General features: G+C 41.6%; 10 protein-coding genes and 1 pseudogene. 2 read left to right on the forward strand and 9 right to left on the reverse strand.

What is annotated here, in order from left to right; translation table 11 throughout:
• A pseudogene (locus B5D40_RS13495) lies at positions 1 to 295 on the forward strand (hypothetical protein); the annotation flags it as partial.
• Here B5D40_RS13495 and B5D40_RS13500 read toward each other — a convergent pair.
• The 9 genes from B5D40_RS13500 to B5D40_RS13540 form a co-directional block, all read right to left on the reverse strand.
• The gene (locus tag B5D40_RS13500; RefSeq protein WP_078777331.1) at positions 274 to 504 is read right to left on the reverse strand and encodes a hypothetical protein; all 231 of its coding nucleotides are present in this window, start codon (positions 502 to 504) and stop codon (positions 274 to 276) included. The pseudogene B5D40_RS13495 and the gene B5D40_RS13500 sit on opposite strands and share 22 nt — an antisense overlap.
• Before the next feature lie 54 nt (positions 505 to 558).
• Positions 559 to 1,926: a hypothetical protein gene (locus tag B5D40_RS13505; protein ID WP_078777332.1), complete on the reverse strand. Its 1,368-nt coding sequence runs from the start codon at positions 1,924 to 1,926 to the stop codon at positions 559 to 561.
• Positions 1,926 to 3,197 carry a hypothetical protein gene (locus tag B5D40_RS13510; RefSeq protein ID WP_143394402.1) on the reverse strand — a complete coding sequence of 424 codons (1,272 nt, stop codon included), beginning with the start codon at positions 3,195 to 3,197 and terminating at the stop codon, positions 1,926 to 1,928. The genes B5D40_RS13505 and B5D40_RS13510 overlap by 1 nt, the downstream gene beginning before the upstream one ends.
• 3 nt (positions 3,198 to 3,200) lie before the next feature.
• A complete protein-coding gene (locus B5D40_RS13515; RefSeq protein ID WP_198951018.1) occupies positions 3,201 to 4,319 on the reverse strand; it encodes an ATP-binding protein in 1,119 nt (372 codons plus the stop codon).
• A gap of 7 nt (positions 4,320 to 4,326) precedes the next feature.
• The gene (locus tag B5D40_RS13520; RefSeq protein ID WP_078777335.1) at positions 4,327 to 4,839 is read right to left on the reverse strand and encodes a hypothetical protein; all 513 of its coding nucleotides are present in this window, start codon (positions 4,837 to 4,839) and stop codon (positions 4,327 to 4,329) included.
• Positions 4,840 to 4,851: 12 nt separating this feature from the next.
• Complete coding sequence (locus B5D40_RS13525; RefSeq protein WP_158222111.1) at positions 4,852 to 6,765, reverse strand: SUMF1/EgtB/PvdO family nonheme iron enzyme; 1,914 nt, start codon at positions 6,763 to 6,765, stop codon at positions 4,852 to 4,854.
• Positions 6,766 to 6,933: 168 nt separating this feature from the next.
• Positions 6,934 to 9,174, reverse strand: a complete 2,241-nt coding sequence (locus B5D40_RS13530) for a dynamin family protein (RefSeq protein ID WP_078777337.1) — start codon at positions 9,172 to 9,174, stop codon at positions 6,934 to 6,936.
• A 10-nt stretch (positions 9,175 to 9,184) separates the two neighbouring features.
• Positions 9,185 to 10,876: a dynamin family protein gene (locus tag B5D40_RS13535; RefSeq protein WP_078777338.1), complete on the reverse strand. Its 1,692-nt coding sequence runs from the start codon at positions 10,874 to 10,876 to the stop codon at positions 9,185 to 9,187.
• Positions 10,877 to 10,961: 85 nt separating this feature from the next.
• Positions 10,962 to 11,168, reverse strand: a complete 207-nt coding sequence (locus B5D40_RS13540) for a hypothetical protein (RefSeq protein WP_078777339.1) — start codon at positions 11,166 to 11,168, stop codon at positions 10,962 to 10,964.
• 222 nt (positions 11,169 to 11,390) lie between these two features.
• Between B5D40_RS13540 and B5D40_RS13545 the strand changes: the two genes are divergently transcribed.
• Positions 11,391 to 12,338 carry a WYL domain-containing protein gene (locus B5D40_RS13545; RefSeq protein WP_078777340.1) on the forward strand — a complete coding sequence of 316 codons (948 nt, stop codon included), beginning with the start codon at positions 11,391 to 11,393 and terminating at the stop codon, positions 12,336 to 12,338.
• Positions 12,339 to 12,991: the final 653 nt, after the last annotated feature.

The raw sequence follows: 12,991 nt of genomic DNA on the forward strand, positions 1-12,991 counted from the left end.
CCCGAAGAAAAACGCGACTTACTACCAGAAGAAAAAGGCTCACAAGCTTTTTTGCAAGAGGGCTGGCATCGAGCCTATCAACGGCCACCTGAAAAGCGACCACCGTATGGGCAGAAATTTCTACAAGGGAATCTTTGGCGACATGCTCAACGCAAAGCTTGCAGCAGCAGCGTTCAACTTCAAGAGGGCCATGAGGCGCTTTTTTGCCCTGTTGGAATGGCTATACTGTTTTTGCCTTCTGTGGAACGGAATGAACAAAAAATGCGAACGTCCTTATCTTGCGTTCGCAAAGTGACTTTTTAAGGGCTGACTATTTAAACTTGGATTGATACTTTTTCTAATTTCTTTAATAGCTTGTTCAACGCCCTGTTTTTTTCTCTTTTCTGCGGCATCTGCCATTACAGACATCTTTACCACAGTCACTACAAGAAGAAGCATTACCACAGCGGTTACGCCAGCCATCAAGTCAGAAATAGAAACGAATGGATTCGGTTTTTTTCTCATACAAAAGACCTATAAAAATGAAATCAGCATGGATTCTTCATTTGAATTTGCACATCAGCCTTTTCTACTGAGATCGTTTTCCTTTTCAGAAGGAACACGGTTCAAAGTTTTCGCCAATATTTCGGCAATGTTTCCAGGAAGCTTGTTCATTTCAGAAGAGATTTTCAAATTGGCTCTACTGATTGAAGAAAGTCTTTCTTCAATACCGTCCTTAAGGCCTTCCATAACATGAATCTGATCGCCGCTCACAACCCCCATGGTAGTTGTTGCGTCTTTGATGTCTTTCAGGGAAACACGGATATTCTTTTCGAATACATCCAACGTGTCGTTCAATTTTTTCTGCCCCTTTTGGGATTCGTCAGCCATCGTAACCACAGCCTGTCTAATGGAATCGCCTGCCTGTTCCATAACGGAACTACTTGCATTGATAGACTCCACAAACTGAGTCTGAATGCTATTCAAAGTATTTGTCACGGCAGGAGTAAAATCGTCCACAGATTTGGTCAAGCTTGCAGCAGCCGTACCCATTTTATCGGCGGATTCCGAAACGGATTCAAATTCATTTTTCATAGAAGTACTCAAGGAGTCCATTTCCTTGGTCATCTTTGTGATATTGGTGGAAACACTAACTATCTTATCCGTCATGCGCTTGGTTTCATCAACTAGTTCCTGAAATTCGCCTTCCAATGCTTTGAAGCGTTCAACGACGGTTTCCTCAAGTGTTTTGCATAAGTTTTTATTCATCAAAAGGATGCCTTTTTCAAGGGATCCAAAACCGGATTCCAAAGAATTCAGCAACGAATTGCGAATGCAGTCTCCTAAATTCTTGCCAAGACTTTCTTGCATATCGCTCAAGGCTTTAACAATTTTATTAGTACTTGCTGCTGCAAAACTATTCTTCAATTTCAACTGATTATTGCATTGCTTTACACACCAGTTAAAACGTTCCTTATTTCGACCAAACTTACTGCGCCATAAAGTAAAGAGGAAAAAGAAAATAATGCCATAGATGGACGATTTGAACAACGCACCCAAACCACCCAACATAGGCATCATCTTAGCCAAAAGCTCAGCGGGTTCCACATTCTTGTTGTCCAATACATCTGCAGCGGCATTCAAGGCCACTCCCACACCAAGAAATGTACCTAATAACCCAATCACCAAAAGCATGCTGGGAAGTACTTCCGCAAATTTTTCTGACGGCAAGGCGACCGCATCCGCCAATTCTATAACGGAACCGTGTTCTGCACTTAGATCATCCATTTTGTCATCAAAGGTTCCATTTTGCCAAACCTTTTCCCACGCTTTTTCATTAGCGGTCAAAAGTAACCAGGCTGCCGTTCCAAAAGAAAGGCCTGCAATAACAATCAGAAATACTAGCTGAATCGAATCAGACGGAATGAGATAGTAAAGATATTCCATTAGCAAGCACCTCCGATAACTTCAACCACTTCCTTGGCACGATTCTGAGCGGACTTACGGAATATATTTGAAAAATCCATAATCAATCCTTGTTCATCTTCTGTGAGAGATTCCCATTCCTTGCCGCGATTCATACACTCAATAATTAATTGTCCCACATCTTCCACATTTTCTTTGATAATATCTATTTCATCTTCACCCACAACTTCAGCAATTGCTTTGTCGCCTTCGTAAACACAAAGCATGCCTTCTGCGGCTTCGATGTAGAATTGACGGTGCCCAATAGATTTTTGGACTTCGTCTAGATTTTCCTTCATTCTAGGAAGTTTATCTTTCAGCCCCTTAAATTCCACCATTTCCTCGTCTGAAAGGAGATTGTCCGCTTCAAGACGGGAGAATCGTTTAAAAATCACATTGGATGAATTCCATTCTGCAAACATCTTCTTTTCCTTTTCTCGGTCAACTTCCAAATCGGCGGCCCACTGCTTTATCATTTCATCAAATACAATTGCCATTACGGACTTGCCAAACATCTTTTCTACAAGTTCGGCAAAGCGATCGGCGTCCTCGGCGGAAACATCCTCTTCATTAATCACTTTATCAGAAAAATTCAAAACAAATAAGTCATCCGCAGAGACTTCGTCTAGGCTTTTGATATTTGTCAAACGATCTTTAATCTTTTCCAAAATGCGGGCATCCGCTCGTATGCGTAAATAGCTATCCAAGTCAACAGCTTTGTCTTCTTCAATCATTTTTTGAATGGTTGAATTAACAATAATAAACTTGTTTATAATCTGAGCCATACGCAGAGAACACTTTTCTTCATTGCTACGCATTTCGGCTTCACCTTCTTCAAGAATTTCCTGATCTTCCTTAGCCTTTTGAATGTCTGACCACTTGGTCAAGGCAATGCCAATCTTCTTCATTTTCGGCAAGACGCGTTCAGCAACAGAGGCAATCTTTTTTAGAATGGGAGAATTCTCTAAAGCCAAGAGCGTCTTAGCGGCCACAGCAAGGTAAGGCCCGACAACAGGAACCGCGATCAATGCGTTGGCAAACTTAGCCACCCAAGGTTTAACCACAGGCCATACGGTCTTCACCGTTTTAATAACCTTTTCACCAACGGAAGCAACCGTTGTCAAGACTTTACCTGCAAATCTAGCTACACCAGTAACCACCTTGCCTACAGTACGACCCACGGCAGATACTGCAGATCCGACAAAAGAAGCTGCATGACTTATACAACTACCAACAAATGAAAAAAATCCCATTATTCATTCTCCTTTTTTTTGATTTTCTTCTTTGATTTTTGTTCCAAGCATCTTCAGTGCAGCCCTATTCGTTGCCACCTTCGAACTGACCTCAGTGCCAATTTTTTCTTGATGTAACACATCTTCTATAGACTGTTGAAGATGCGCAAATTTTAAAACCGGATTTTTGTCGTCAGCATCGTGAATCGCCTTGGGAAGCGCAAGACGCATGCACGTACGAACGTTCCTTCCAGAAAGTCCCTCGGAAATATTTGCCAGTTTAGTCAAAAGGCTTTCTCGCTCGTCATCCAAAGGAATTCCATGCACAAGAAAACGATCCCAAATTTTACGACGTCCTTCTAAATCGGGCAAGTCGAAAAAAACATGTTGGGTTATCCGACTGACAAATGCCTTGTCATAATTCTTTTCAAAGTTCGTTGCAAAGATAACGATGCCTTCGTATTTTTCAAGTTCAATCAACATTGTTGAACGCAACGAATTCACTTCATTGTCAATGCCCTGAGTCACATTTGAAAGCCTTGCTCCTAGCAAAGTATCTGCTTCGTCAAAGAATAGAACAGAATCGTTCTTTGCTGCATAATCAAAAGCAGCACGAATGTTTTTTGCCGTTTCGCCCATGAATTTGCTTTCTACGTCAGACATTCCCAGACTGATAAACTTTTTTCCTAAAGTTCCCGCAAGGGCTTCTGCCGTGAGAGTTTTTCCCGTTCCCGGCTTACCATAGAAATTCAATACCGTTCCAGCACCACTGGGATCGACAGACTTGAATCCCCACGTCTCGTAAATCAATTTATAGTTTTTGATTTTCGCTAAAGCTTCATCAATTTGAAGTTGAGAGCTTGCAGGCAAAAAAACATCATCAAGAGTGTATCTTGGATCTTGGACAAGAAATGTTTTGACATTTTCAGATTTGTCTTGTTCATTCAAGGAATCCTTTATCGGATTAGATTTCTTTTCCTTGCAAACAGGACAATCCTTTGTTTCTTGAAACTCTTTAAAGTGTTGCATAGATTCTAGTGAGTCCATATTCTGAGGATTATACCCCCCTACGAAAGCGATCCAATTGTGACCGCAGACATCGCATTTTCTAACAACTTTCTTTTGTAACCAACGTTCAAACATATTATAGTCATTTGGAATTAAACGTCATTCCCAATGCGCTAGCGACAATGCTTACAATGTCAGTCGCGCGTTCTTTTTGCATGCCCTGTCCATTTAGCTCTTTTATGGAATCGGCAAAGATTCTTTGTTGAACATCTGGGTCAGAGTCTTGAATAGCCAAAAATTTTCCGCCTAAATTGTTTGACAGGATAATCATTAAAACATCTTTAGTATCCGCGTGTTCGGAATCGATTTGGGAAATCATCGTCTTGAATTTATGCGCGTTGTCAGATTCAAAAATTTCTTCCCCATAGTCGTTCACGAAATCCCGAAGGAATTTTTGTGCAGACAAAATATCTTCTGAAATTTTGTGAGGCTGTTCATCGGTTTCGTTATCATCACTGTCGTCTTCCTCGTTGTCCTCTTCGTCATTGTCGCCATCCTCGTCCTTATCCTCCTCGTCATCGTCGTCATCATCATTACTTACTAACGTTTCTAACGTATCGAACACATCATCCAAAAAATTATCCAAGAAACCCATTTTCAAATCTCCTTAAGCTTTTTTCACCATGCGAAAACCGATTAACATTCCGCTACCATTTGGAGCAGCGACGTTTCTCATCGTAACGGAACAAAATTTTTCGTCACTCGTTGCGCAGCCTCCTCGAATGACGTGATCCTCTTTCAAAGAGGCTTTGACAAGAGGATTATCTTTTTCTTCGGAATCGTAAATTTTATAGCCGTCATTGACCCATTCATAAACATTGCCCAGCATATCATATAATCCGAAATCATTTTCCTGTTTTTGAGAAACGGGATGAGTCGTTTCGTTAGAATTGTTTTTATACCAGGCGCATTCTATTAAGGGGAGTTCTGCAAAAGATTGGGCGGCGTATTCCCATTCCGCTTCTGTCGGTAATCTGTAACCATTTGCGGTCAAATCGCAGATCCCTTTGTTGTCGTAGCAAGGATTCAATCCTTCTTTTTCACTTAATTTATTGCAGTAATTAATGGCCTTTGGAAAAGACACTTGATCGACTGGCAGTGAATCGCCTTTGAATTTTACTGTAGGATCTTTTCCCATTACGGATTTCCATTCCGCTTGAGTTACAAGTCCTGTTTTCATTTTAAACGAATCGACATAGACTTTATGAGCGGGTCGTACATCTTTGCGACCGTTATCGTTTCCCATTGTAAAGCAGCCTGCTGGAATGGAAACAAAATCGTCTTCGGGTAAATCTTGAAACCCTTTGAATATCTCGGCCACGATTTCGTTCATTTTTTCATAGATCTTTGTGATGGTTTCTTTGTTGTGCTGGTACTTTTTCGCATCGTTTTCAGAAGACGCTTTCATTAAGGAAATTTCACGAATGATTAATTCGATGGAATGCTGGTTCAGCCCTTCTATGGAAACACTTTTTGTTCCATTTCGTATGGAAGCTCTTCGTTGCTGAGTAGCCTCTTCGCTGAATTTGTTTTCCGCGTCGTTCATGAGGGAATTAAAATGCAAAAGAACTTTGTTCAAGTTTTTGGACTTTTCAAGTGAGGCCTGGATTTGTTCTGCGTCCGCATTGATGTGTTTGCGAAATAAAATTTTCAAGCGTTTTTGCAAGTCTTTCTTTTTGTCCGTATTCAGCCGGTTCCATTCTGTAAAAAAACCATCTAAAGATTTTTTTCTAAAGGCGAAAGTTTTCTTTTGCTTGGAGCTATAGGCGACCACGCCTTCATAAGGGATTTCATTGTCTTCAAGAATTTCTACGATATGATCTAAAATATCGTTCAAATCCTCTTCTGATTTTAATTCCGCTTTATTGCATACAATCAGAATTTTCTTGTCGGGGGATTCTTCGAGAACCTCCTCCAAAAATTCTATATCGGAGTCCGTTAAAGTTCCCGTACCGTCAAGGCCGATAAACCAAAAAAGGACTTTTGCCTGACGGATGAACATAAGGGAAGTTTCTCGGTCCCTACTGGTAAAAGAATCGTCTGTCGCCGCAGAATTGTATCCCGGTGTATCAATAAAACAAATATGTTCAAATTGTTCTGGCATCTTTGCATGAATCACAACCGATGGCATTAAGTCCTTTAAGTTGAATGCAAAAGATTTCAAAAACTGATGGTTCATTTGCTTGTAGGCATTTACTCCTAATTCTACGCTGGCTCCTGTAGCGGTTAAACCAAATGCGTTCGGCGCCTGCTCGCCGCTAATTACGTAAGCCGGGATGGCCGTTTCGGGGTTAATGCTCACAGGTAAAGTGATTTCGGAGGAACTAAAAAGGTTGTTGCAAAAAGTGGATTTTCCGCTGCTAAATCCACCTGCTAAAGCGATGGAATTTTTGCTGTAAACCTCTTTGTTGTGAATAAATACAGCCAAATCTTGTTCGATACTTTGTAATTCCAGCAAAGCAGAGGCTTCCTCCGAAAGGGCGTCGTCCTCTTTGGTGTATTCCATATAGTCTTTCTTCAAGACATTTTGAAAATTTATTAGCGAATCGCTTTGGGTAGGCTTTGCTGCTAGCAGCTTTGAAACAAGCTCGTAACGATCGTTTAGCTCATTTAAATTCATTAGAGGATTCTCTTTTTTAGGGTATATTCCAAAGATTTTTCTGAAAAATGGAAAGGGTCGCCTAATCCATTAAATGCTCTCCAATTCTTTGAGTACATTTTCATAGCTTTCTATGGATTTTTCCTTGTTTTCAATGTCTTTAATTAAAGTGTCCAGCTGATTGCGGTAACGGCCTAAAAGTTCCGAAGCGATGTCGGCTTTTTGAATGGCCATAGCGTAACGATGAATTTCTTCCGTGAGCATTTGGGTTAAAGAATTTGCCATTTTGGAAAGAAATGCTTTGGCTTCGCCTAAAATCTCGGTGACTTCTTCATCTTCTACAGAACCGGAGTTCAGCAATGGACTTGGCAATTGCCCCGAAGGGATTTTGAATTCAGGGAGTTGTAGGGATTCTATAATTGCCCGGATTTTATTGGCAACAGCATCTGCTTCCAGACTTTGATCCGCTGCCTTGTCCGCCCAGACAATGAAAATTTTGGAGGCGATATTACTTTTCAATTTTTCTAGGGAATCCAGCACTTCTCTTTTTAAACTATTATTGTTCTTTTCCACAAAATCTTCTATGGAGCTTCTGACTTGTGTTATGCTGATTCGTGTGTGTTCCGTTTGGTAATGATGACGTTGTTTCCACCACAAGTGTCCCGTTGTGTAGGAATGGTCGCGGGTAAAATTTTCTTTGTATGATGCCGATTCGGATTTAGCGTCGTTTTGGAGAGAATTTACAAAAGCAATTAAATCCTTTGTGGATGCGGAACGCCATTCGGCAACGGCTTCGTTTATGGTTCGGGTGATGCTCGGTTCTACTTTCAAACAGAAGGATTCAATCCCGTTCTTTTCATTTTGAAGGCTTTCCAAATTTGCCGACCGGATTCGTTCCATTTGGCTTTTTACGGCTCTCTTCAAATCCTCAGCCAAGTCATTGACGGCGTTTTCCAAAGACACGCATTGCTGATTTGCGCTTTCTGCAAGGATTTCTTCTTTTTTCAATTTTACGGCATGAATTTTTTCATCCACTAATTCCATATTTCCCAATTTCTTGAGTGATTCCGCAGAAGAAACAGAATCCTTTTCTGAAAAATAATTGGGGAAATTTTCGCATAAATTCTTCCAAACGGTTTTCTTGTTTTCGTCCCAATTTTCTTTATTGGAAAATGTCAAATACATGGAATGGCAATCGCCCGATGTCATTAGAATGCGGTCGCCATCGCCTGAAAGCAGTTGGTCAAAAATTCCATCGGAATTGAGGGAGCCGAGGACAGAGGCGGTTTGGCTTGCCAAACGTTTTTTGATTTCTTCTCGGACGCGGAATACATCGCCATTGTAGCACTCGTATTCACCGCCGTAAAGTTGAGTGTCGATTTGGCTTGCCAGAACAAAAATTTCTCGGAGTCCATCTTTGGTTGTAATTTTTTGAAGGACATCCTTGTCCGATGCATTTAAATAACTGCCAGCGGGGCTTAAAATCAGAACGACATCACTTGCTTTCAATAATTGATACGCTCTTTGTTCGCGAGAAGGAACCGAGTCATTGAACCCCGGAGTATCTACAATGCGCACCCCTTTCAAATTTTCATTTGGGAATGCGATTTCGACGCTTTGTGTAAAGGGCATGTATTTCCCTTCCGAGCCAACATAATCGGCAAGCATCGAAGCGATTTCGCCTAAAGAAGAAGGGTAGAGAATTTTTGTTTGCCCACAAACCTCGGATTCCTGCACGGAGGACTCTTTAATTTTTTGGAATTGTTCGTACGCTCCAGAAAGATCTATTTCTTCCGCTAATTTTCGTTTGGCTTCCCGTTCTGCGCGCTCTTTTGCCTTATTTTCATCAAAAGAACCTATGCGGTTTCCTCTTTCCGCCGCTTTTGTTTCCGCTTTATGCCGGGAATCTTCTATAATGGCTTTTACGAGTTTTGCGTATTTGCTTTCATAAGCATTACTTTTGTCTTTTAATGCCGCTAAATCCGCTTGATCGAAAAAACGAATTTTTAATTCTATTTTTTCCGAATAGGAAAGAATTGTTAAGGCCGCTGTCATGGGAGTTGCCGCTTTGGGCAGAATGGATTCTCCCTGGAATAGAAGAGCGTTCAAAAGGGAGGATTTTCCTGCTTTGACTCGCCCCACAATTCCTATTTGCAAGTCGCGGTTGGCGTCGATTTTTTCTGCATAATTTTGCCGAATTTTTTCTTCCTGTTTTAAATCTTCTCCGCAATTGGCTGCAAAATCATCCTTCAGTACATCGGGATGTTTTGCGGATAATTCTTCAAGGCGATTCCGTTTTTCAATGATTTTTTCAAGGCGTTCTTGGTACATGGTTTTTCTCCTAAATGCTGTCTTTTAATTTTTTCAGCGTTAATTCGGCTTCTTCATATTCTTTCATTTTTTCAACAATGTCTTCGTTGTTTTCCAAAGCCTCGTTCGCTTTGCTGATTTCATTTTTCATTTCGTCGATTTTTGAATCAAACTGCTCTGAAATTGCGTTAATGGCTGCGATTTTTTGTTCCGTAAGAATAGGCCCGATTTTTTCGCGCAATTCTTGTTTCATTTTGGGGATGGAATTCAAAATCTGCGAACGAATTTGTTCTCTCTTTTCAACTTCTCTTTGATGTTGAGTAAATAGTCCTATAATTTCGGGAAGAAACAGTAGGACGATTTCTAGAACCGGCGCGAATACGTTGGTCATAATGCCAAGTGCTCCGACGATTGTCTTGTACGCCGGTTTAAGATAACCATTTTGTTTATCCGCTTTGGCGGTGAGGCTCGCAAGAGATTCTTTGGCAAAATTTCCCAGATTGGATGCCGCTGTTCCTATCTTGGCAACAAAATCCGGATTTTCCAAGTTGCTGAATGTTGCATTCAATTCGCGAAGCTCTACTTGAAAACTGGTTGAAATTTTAGAAGCCGACTCTTGAGAAATTTTATTGATTGCTGGAATAATGGATGATCGAACCGTCGCGTTGATTTCTTGGGAGATGCTTTCGCTAGACGCTCCTTTCATTGCCATTTCTGTCAATTCTTCGACTTTTGAGCTGATGGATGCTCCTGCGGCGTTGACTATTGTATCGGCATCTTCATCGAAACGGTTGCTCTTTGCTTCCGCAATCATCAAATCTCTTCGCTGTTCTAGTCTGGCTAACGAATCGTTCATCTCTTGTATAGCGGCGCGATTTTTATCTTTGTCCAATTTCAATGCGGAAATTTTAATTTGGATGGCGTCAGCTACTTCGTCGATCAATTCCAAAAGAGGGTCTTTGAAAATATTCAAGAAAAGATTTTCTGGATCGATTGAAGAAACCAATTTGACTAATTCCGCACCAGCATTTTTTCCAAGAGGTTGCGGCGTTCTTTCAATTTCCAGAGCGTCTTCGATGCGGTCCTTCATTTCTTCGATGATTTCGGAAACATCTTCTGGACTTCTCAAATTGGTTTTACTTACAAAGAAAGAAAAATCTCGGCCCATGTTCTGGATATCCTGCAATTGGCGGGACATGCTCGAAGTGATGGTGCCGCTTTCCACACTGGTCAAAACAACGTAGTGAACGCCTCGATTCAAGTAACTGGCAATCGCTCGATTGTGGTCGTCACGTGGGGAATCGAATCCTGGCATATCCACAAAAATGATAGGTTCGATTCTTTTCAAATTTTCGGAATTTAAATAGAGCCGAATGCTGCGCCAGGAAGGTTTTACATGGTGCGTTTCTTCAATGGATACTTTTTTTACAGAAAGTTCTTCTCCAGAATCCTCGACAATTTCAGCGAATTCTTTTTCTGAATACCGAAGTTCTGTGGCGACAGCCGTTTCTGGAGAAACGTCCACAGAGAGAATGGGTCTTCCAATAAATGAATTTAGGAAAGTACTTTTGCCTGCGCTAAATTCTCCGACAACAGGTACTAATAATTCCTGGCTTTTTATTGTTTGGGCTAGAGCTTTTGCTTTTTCGCAAGAAACGTCGCATTTTTGAGCAATAGCAGAAACCTTATCGATGATTTCAAGAAATTTTATTTTTGCGTTCATTTTATTTCTAGGTGAATTTATGGAGTATTTATGAAAGATTTTTATTAGTGAAGCTTTAGATATGTAGGATTATCTTCACCCCTCTCTACACCGGCTCGTGCTTTCCACCGCAGCGGCAAAATCCATTGACAAGATTCATCATCTTGGCGTATTCCATTCCGCATTTGCGGCAGTGGAAGGGACCGGTTTCCCTTCCGCGGTAAACTTCGTGCTTGCCGCCCTTGGGACAAAATCCATTTGTCAAAACCTGAAGATTCTCGCGTTCTGCACCGCATTTCTCACAAATGAACATTTTTATTTTTCCTTTAGAATTTTTTTTCTAATATAAAAAGGAATTTTTGCAAATCGTCAAAAAAACAAATTGAATGCTTTTGAAGTTCCTAAAACAGGAACTTTATTTCGCACAAATTTCTTTGAAATTTGCAAAAAAAAATGATTTTGCTTTTAAAACAAGAACCTTTTTTAATTTATTGGGTTCATTTAATTTTTCGGGGTCAGATTTTAACTTTGACAAATGTTTTCTAAACCCTATCCATCGTCAAAAATCAAAGTGCCGATTTCCTGTTTTACGCGAAAGCAGCTGGAAATCGACATGGTGGATTATGGATTAGAAACGCTGGGAAAGCTTTGCAACATCATCATCGCGCAATACGATTTTTGGCCGATTCCCGGAAAGGAAATGCCTCATACGGACAACTATAAAATGTCTCCGCCGATTCAGTTCAACGTTTACAAGAAGAATCTGCATTTCATCAACTTCGTGGAATCCCATGAAAATTTGAAGAGGGCCGCTTATTGCCGTTATCTTTTTGAAAAATACACGAGCCTTCCCCGATGCCGGCGGGAACTTTTTGTACAGAGTCAATGCGTCAAAACTTTGGAAAGCTCCATTGAAAATCGGGCGTCGGTCGCTTTGAACTATCGGGGCGAGCGACATTCCTGTATTCCGTGCTTTATCGCCTTTTCGCCAAGTCTTGCCCGCGCTTATGTGGTCGTTTACGAAGTCGGCGTTGAAAATTCACCGGACTGTTTCCGCACTTTGAGAATTGCACACATTCGCGATGTCGCTGCCGGTTTGCAGGATTCGGCTTTGCCCATTCTTTCGCAATACAGGATTAAACAGCAAATCGATTTGTATCGCGAACACTTTGACCCCTATCTTTCTTATGGAAAAAAGGTCCGGATCCGTTTGACTGCGGAAGGGGAGCGGATGCTACGAAACATCGTGACGAATCGACCGGAGATATGCGGCGAGCCGGTGAACGGGATTTACGAATTTTATTGCACGGAAACCCACGCCAAGCATTACTTCGCCCAATTTTTGAAAGAGGCGGAAGTCCTTTCGCCCTTCTCCCTTCGGGAATGGTTCGCCGGGCAGTTTCAGCAGGCCGTTTCTGTTTATAACAAGGAAGGCGTTCCACTGGAACAATCTTCCGATTCGACTCAGGATACTTCGTTGTAAATTCCGGAAAGTTTGTTTTTGCGCTTTTCCCTCATGCTGCTGTCGATATTCATGGTCTAGTTCATTTCGTCGTTGCCCCTGCTGATTGCATTTAGCGTTTCCTGCCTTTTTTCAGGACTTATATACAAAACTCCACCCGATTTGCTTGGTTGGTGTGCTTCGACAGGCTCAGCAACCGGTTGTTGAACCATGGTTAGGGATTAGGGGTTAGCGACTAGTGATCAGTGATTAGTTGAAAGTTGGCGGTCGGAACTGATAACCGAGTTCCCCCTTCTCGCTATGGCGCAATATCCAAATCCACCCCACAAAAACAAAACTTCCAACCACAAAGCGTGGCGGGGGATAGGGTGAAGGGAAAAGGGGCTGCCCATGAGTCTTAAGAGTTTTACTCTTTTAGACGAATTGTCCCTGGAAGGGAGCCTTCGCAAAAGCGTGCAAGGCGAATGTTGCGCAGCAAGCTTGCTTGCAGGCATTATCTTCGAGGAGACTAGTAGTATTCGTCATTGCGTACCCACCAAGGAGAAAATCAGTCATATTTGAAAGCGACCGTCATTGCGAAACCCGGAGGGGTGAAGCAATCCTTTCCCGCTGACAAGATTGCCACGTCGCTACGTTCCTCGCAATGACGGGGTGCCAGCACAGATTGCTTCGGC

This window comes from Fibrobacter intestinalis, from assembly GCF_900167415.1.
Classification (GTDB): Bacteria; Fibrobacterota; Fibrobacteria; order Fibrobacterales; family Fibrobacteraceae; genus Hallerella; species Hallerella intestinalis.

Excerpts from the sequence above, each read along its gene's own strand:
- B5D40_RS13510 (WP_143394402.1), bottom strand. The coding sequence starts at position 3,197 with ATGGGATTTTTTTCATTTGTTGGTAGTTGTATAAGTCATGCAGCTTCT.
- B5D40_RS13540 (WP_078777339.1), bottom strand. The coding sequence starts at position 11,168 with ATGTTCATTTGTGAGAAATGCGGTGCAGAACGCGAGAATCTTCAGGTT.
- B5D40_RS13530 (WP_078777337.1), bottom strand. The coding sequence starts at position 9,174 with ATGTACCAAGAACGCCTTGAAAAAATCATTGAAAAACGGAATCGCCTT.
- B5D40_RS13505 (WP_078777332.1), bottom strand. The coding sequence starts at position 1,926 with ATGGAATATCTTTACTATCTCATTCCGTCTGATTCGATTCAGCTAGTA.
- B5D40_RS13535 (WP_078777338.1), bottom strand. The coding sequence starts at position 10,876 with ATGAACGCAAAAATAAAATTTCTTGAAATCATCGATAAGGTTTCTGCT.
- B5D40_RS13545 (WP_078777340.1), top strand. The coding sequence starts at position 11,391 with ATGTTTTCTAAACCCTATCCATCGTCAAAAATCAAAGTGCCGATTTCC.
- B5D40_RS13500 (WP_078777331.1), bottom strand. The coding sequence starts at position 504 with ATGAGAAAAAAACCGAATCCATTCGTTTCTATTTCTGACTTGATGGCT.
- B5D40_RS13520 (WP_078777335.1), bottom strand. The coding sequence starts at position 4,839 with ATGGGTTTCTTGGATAATTTTTTGGATGATGTGTTCGATACGTTAGAA.
- B5D40_RS13515 (WP_198951018.1), bottom strand. The coding sequence starts at position 4,319 with ATGTTTGAACGTTGGTTACAAAAGAAAGTTGTTAGAAAATGCGATGTC.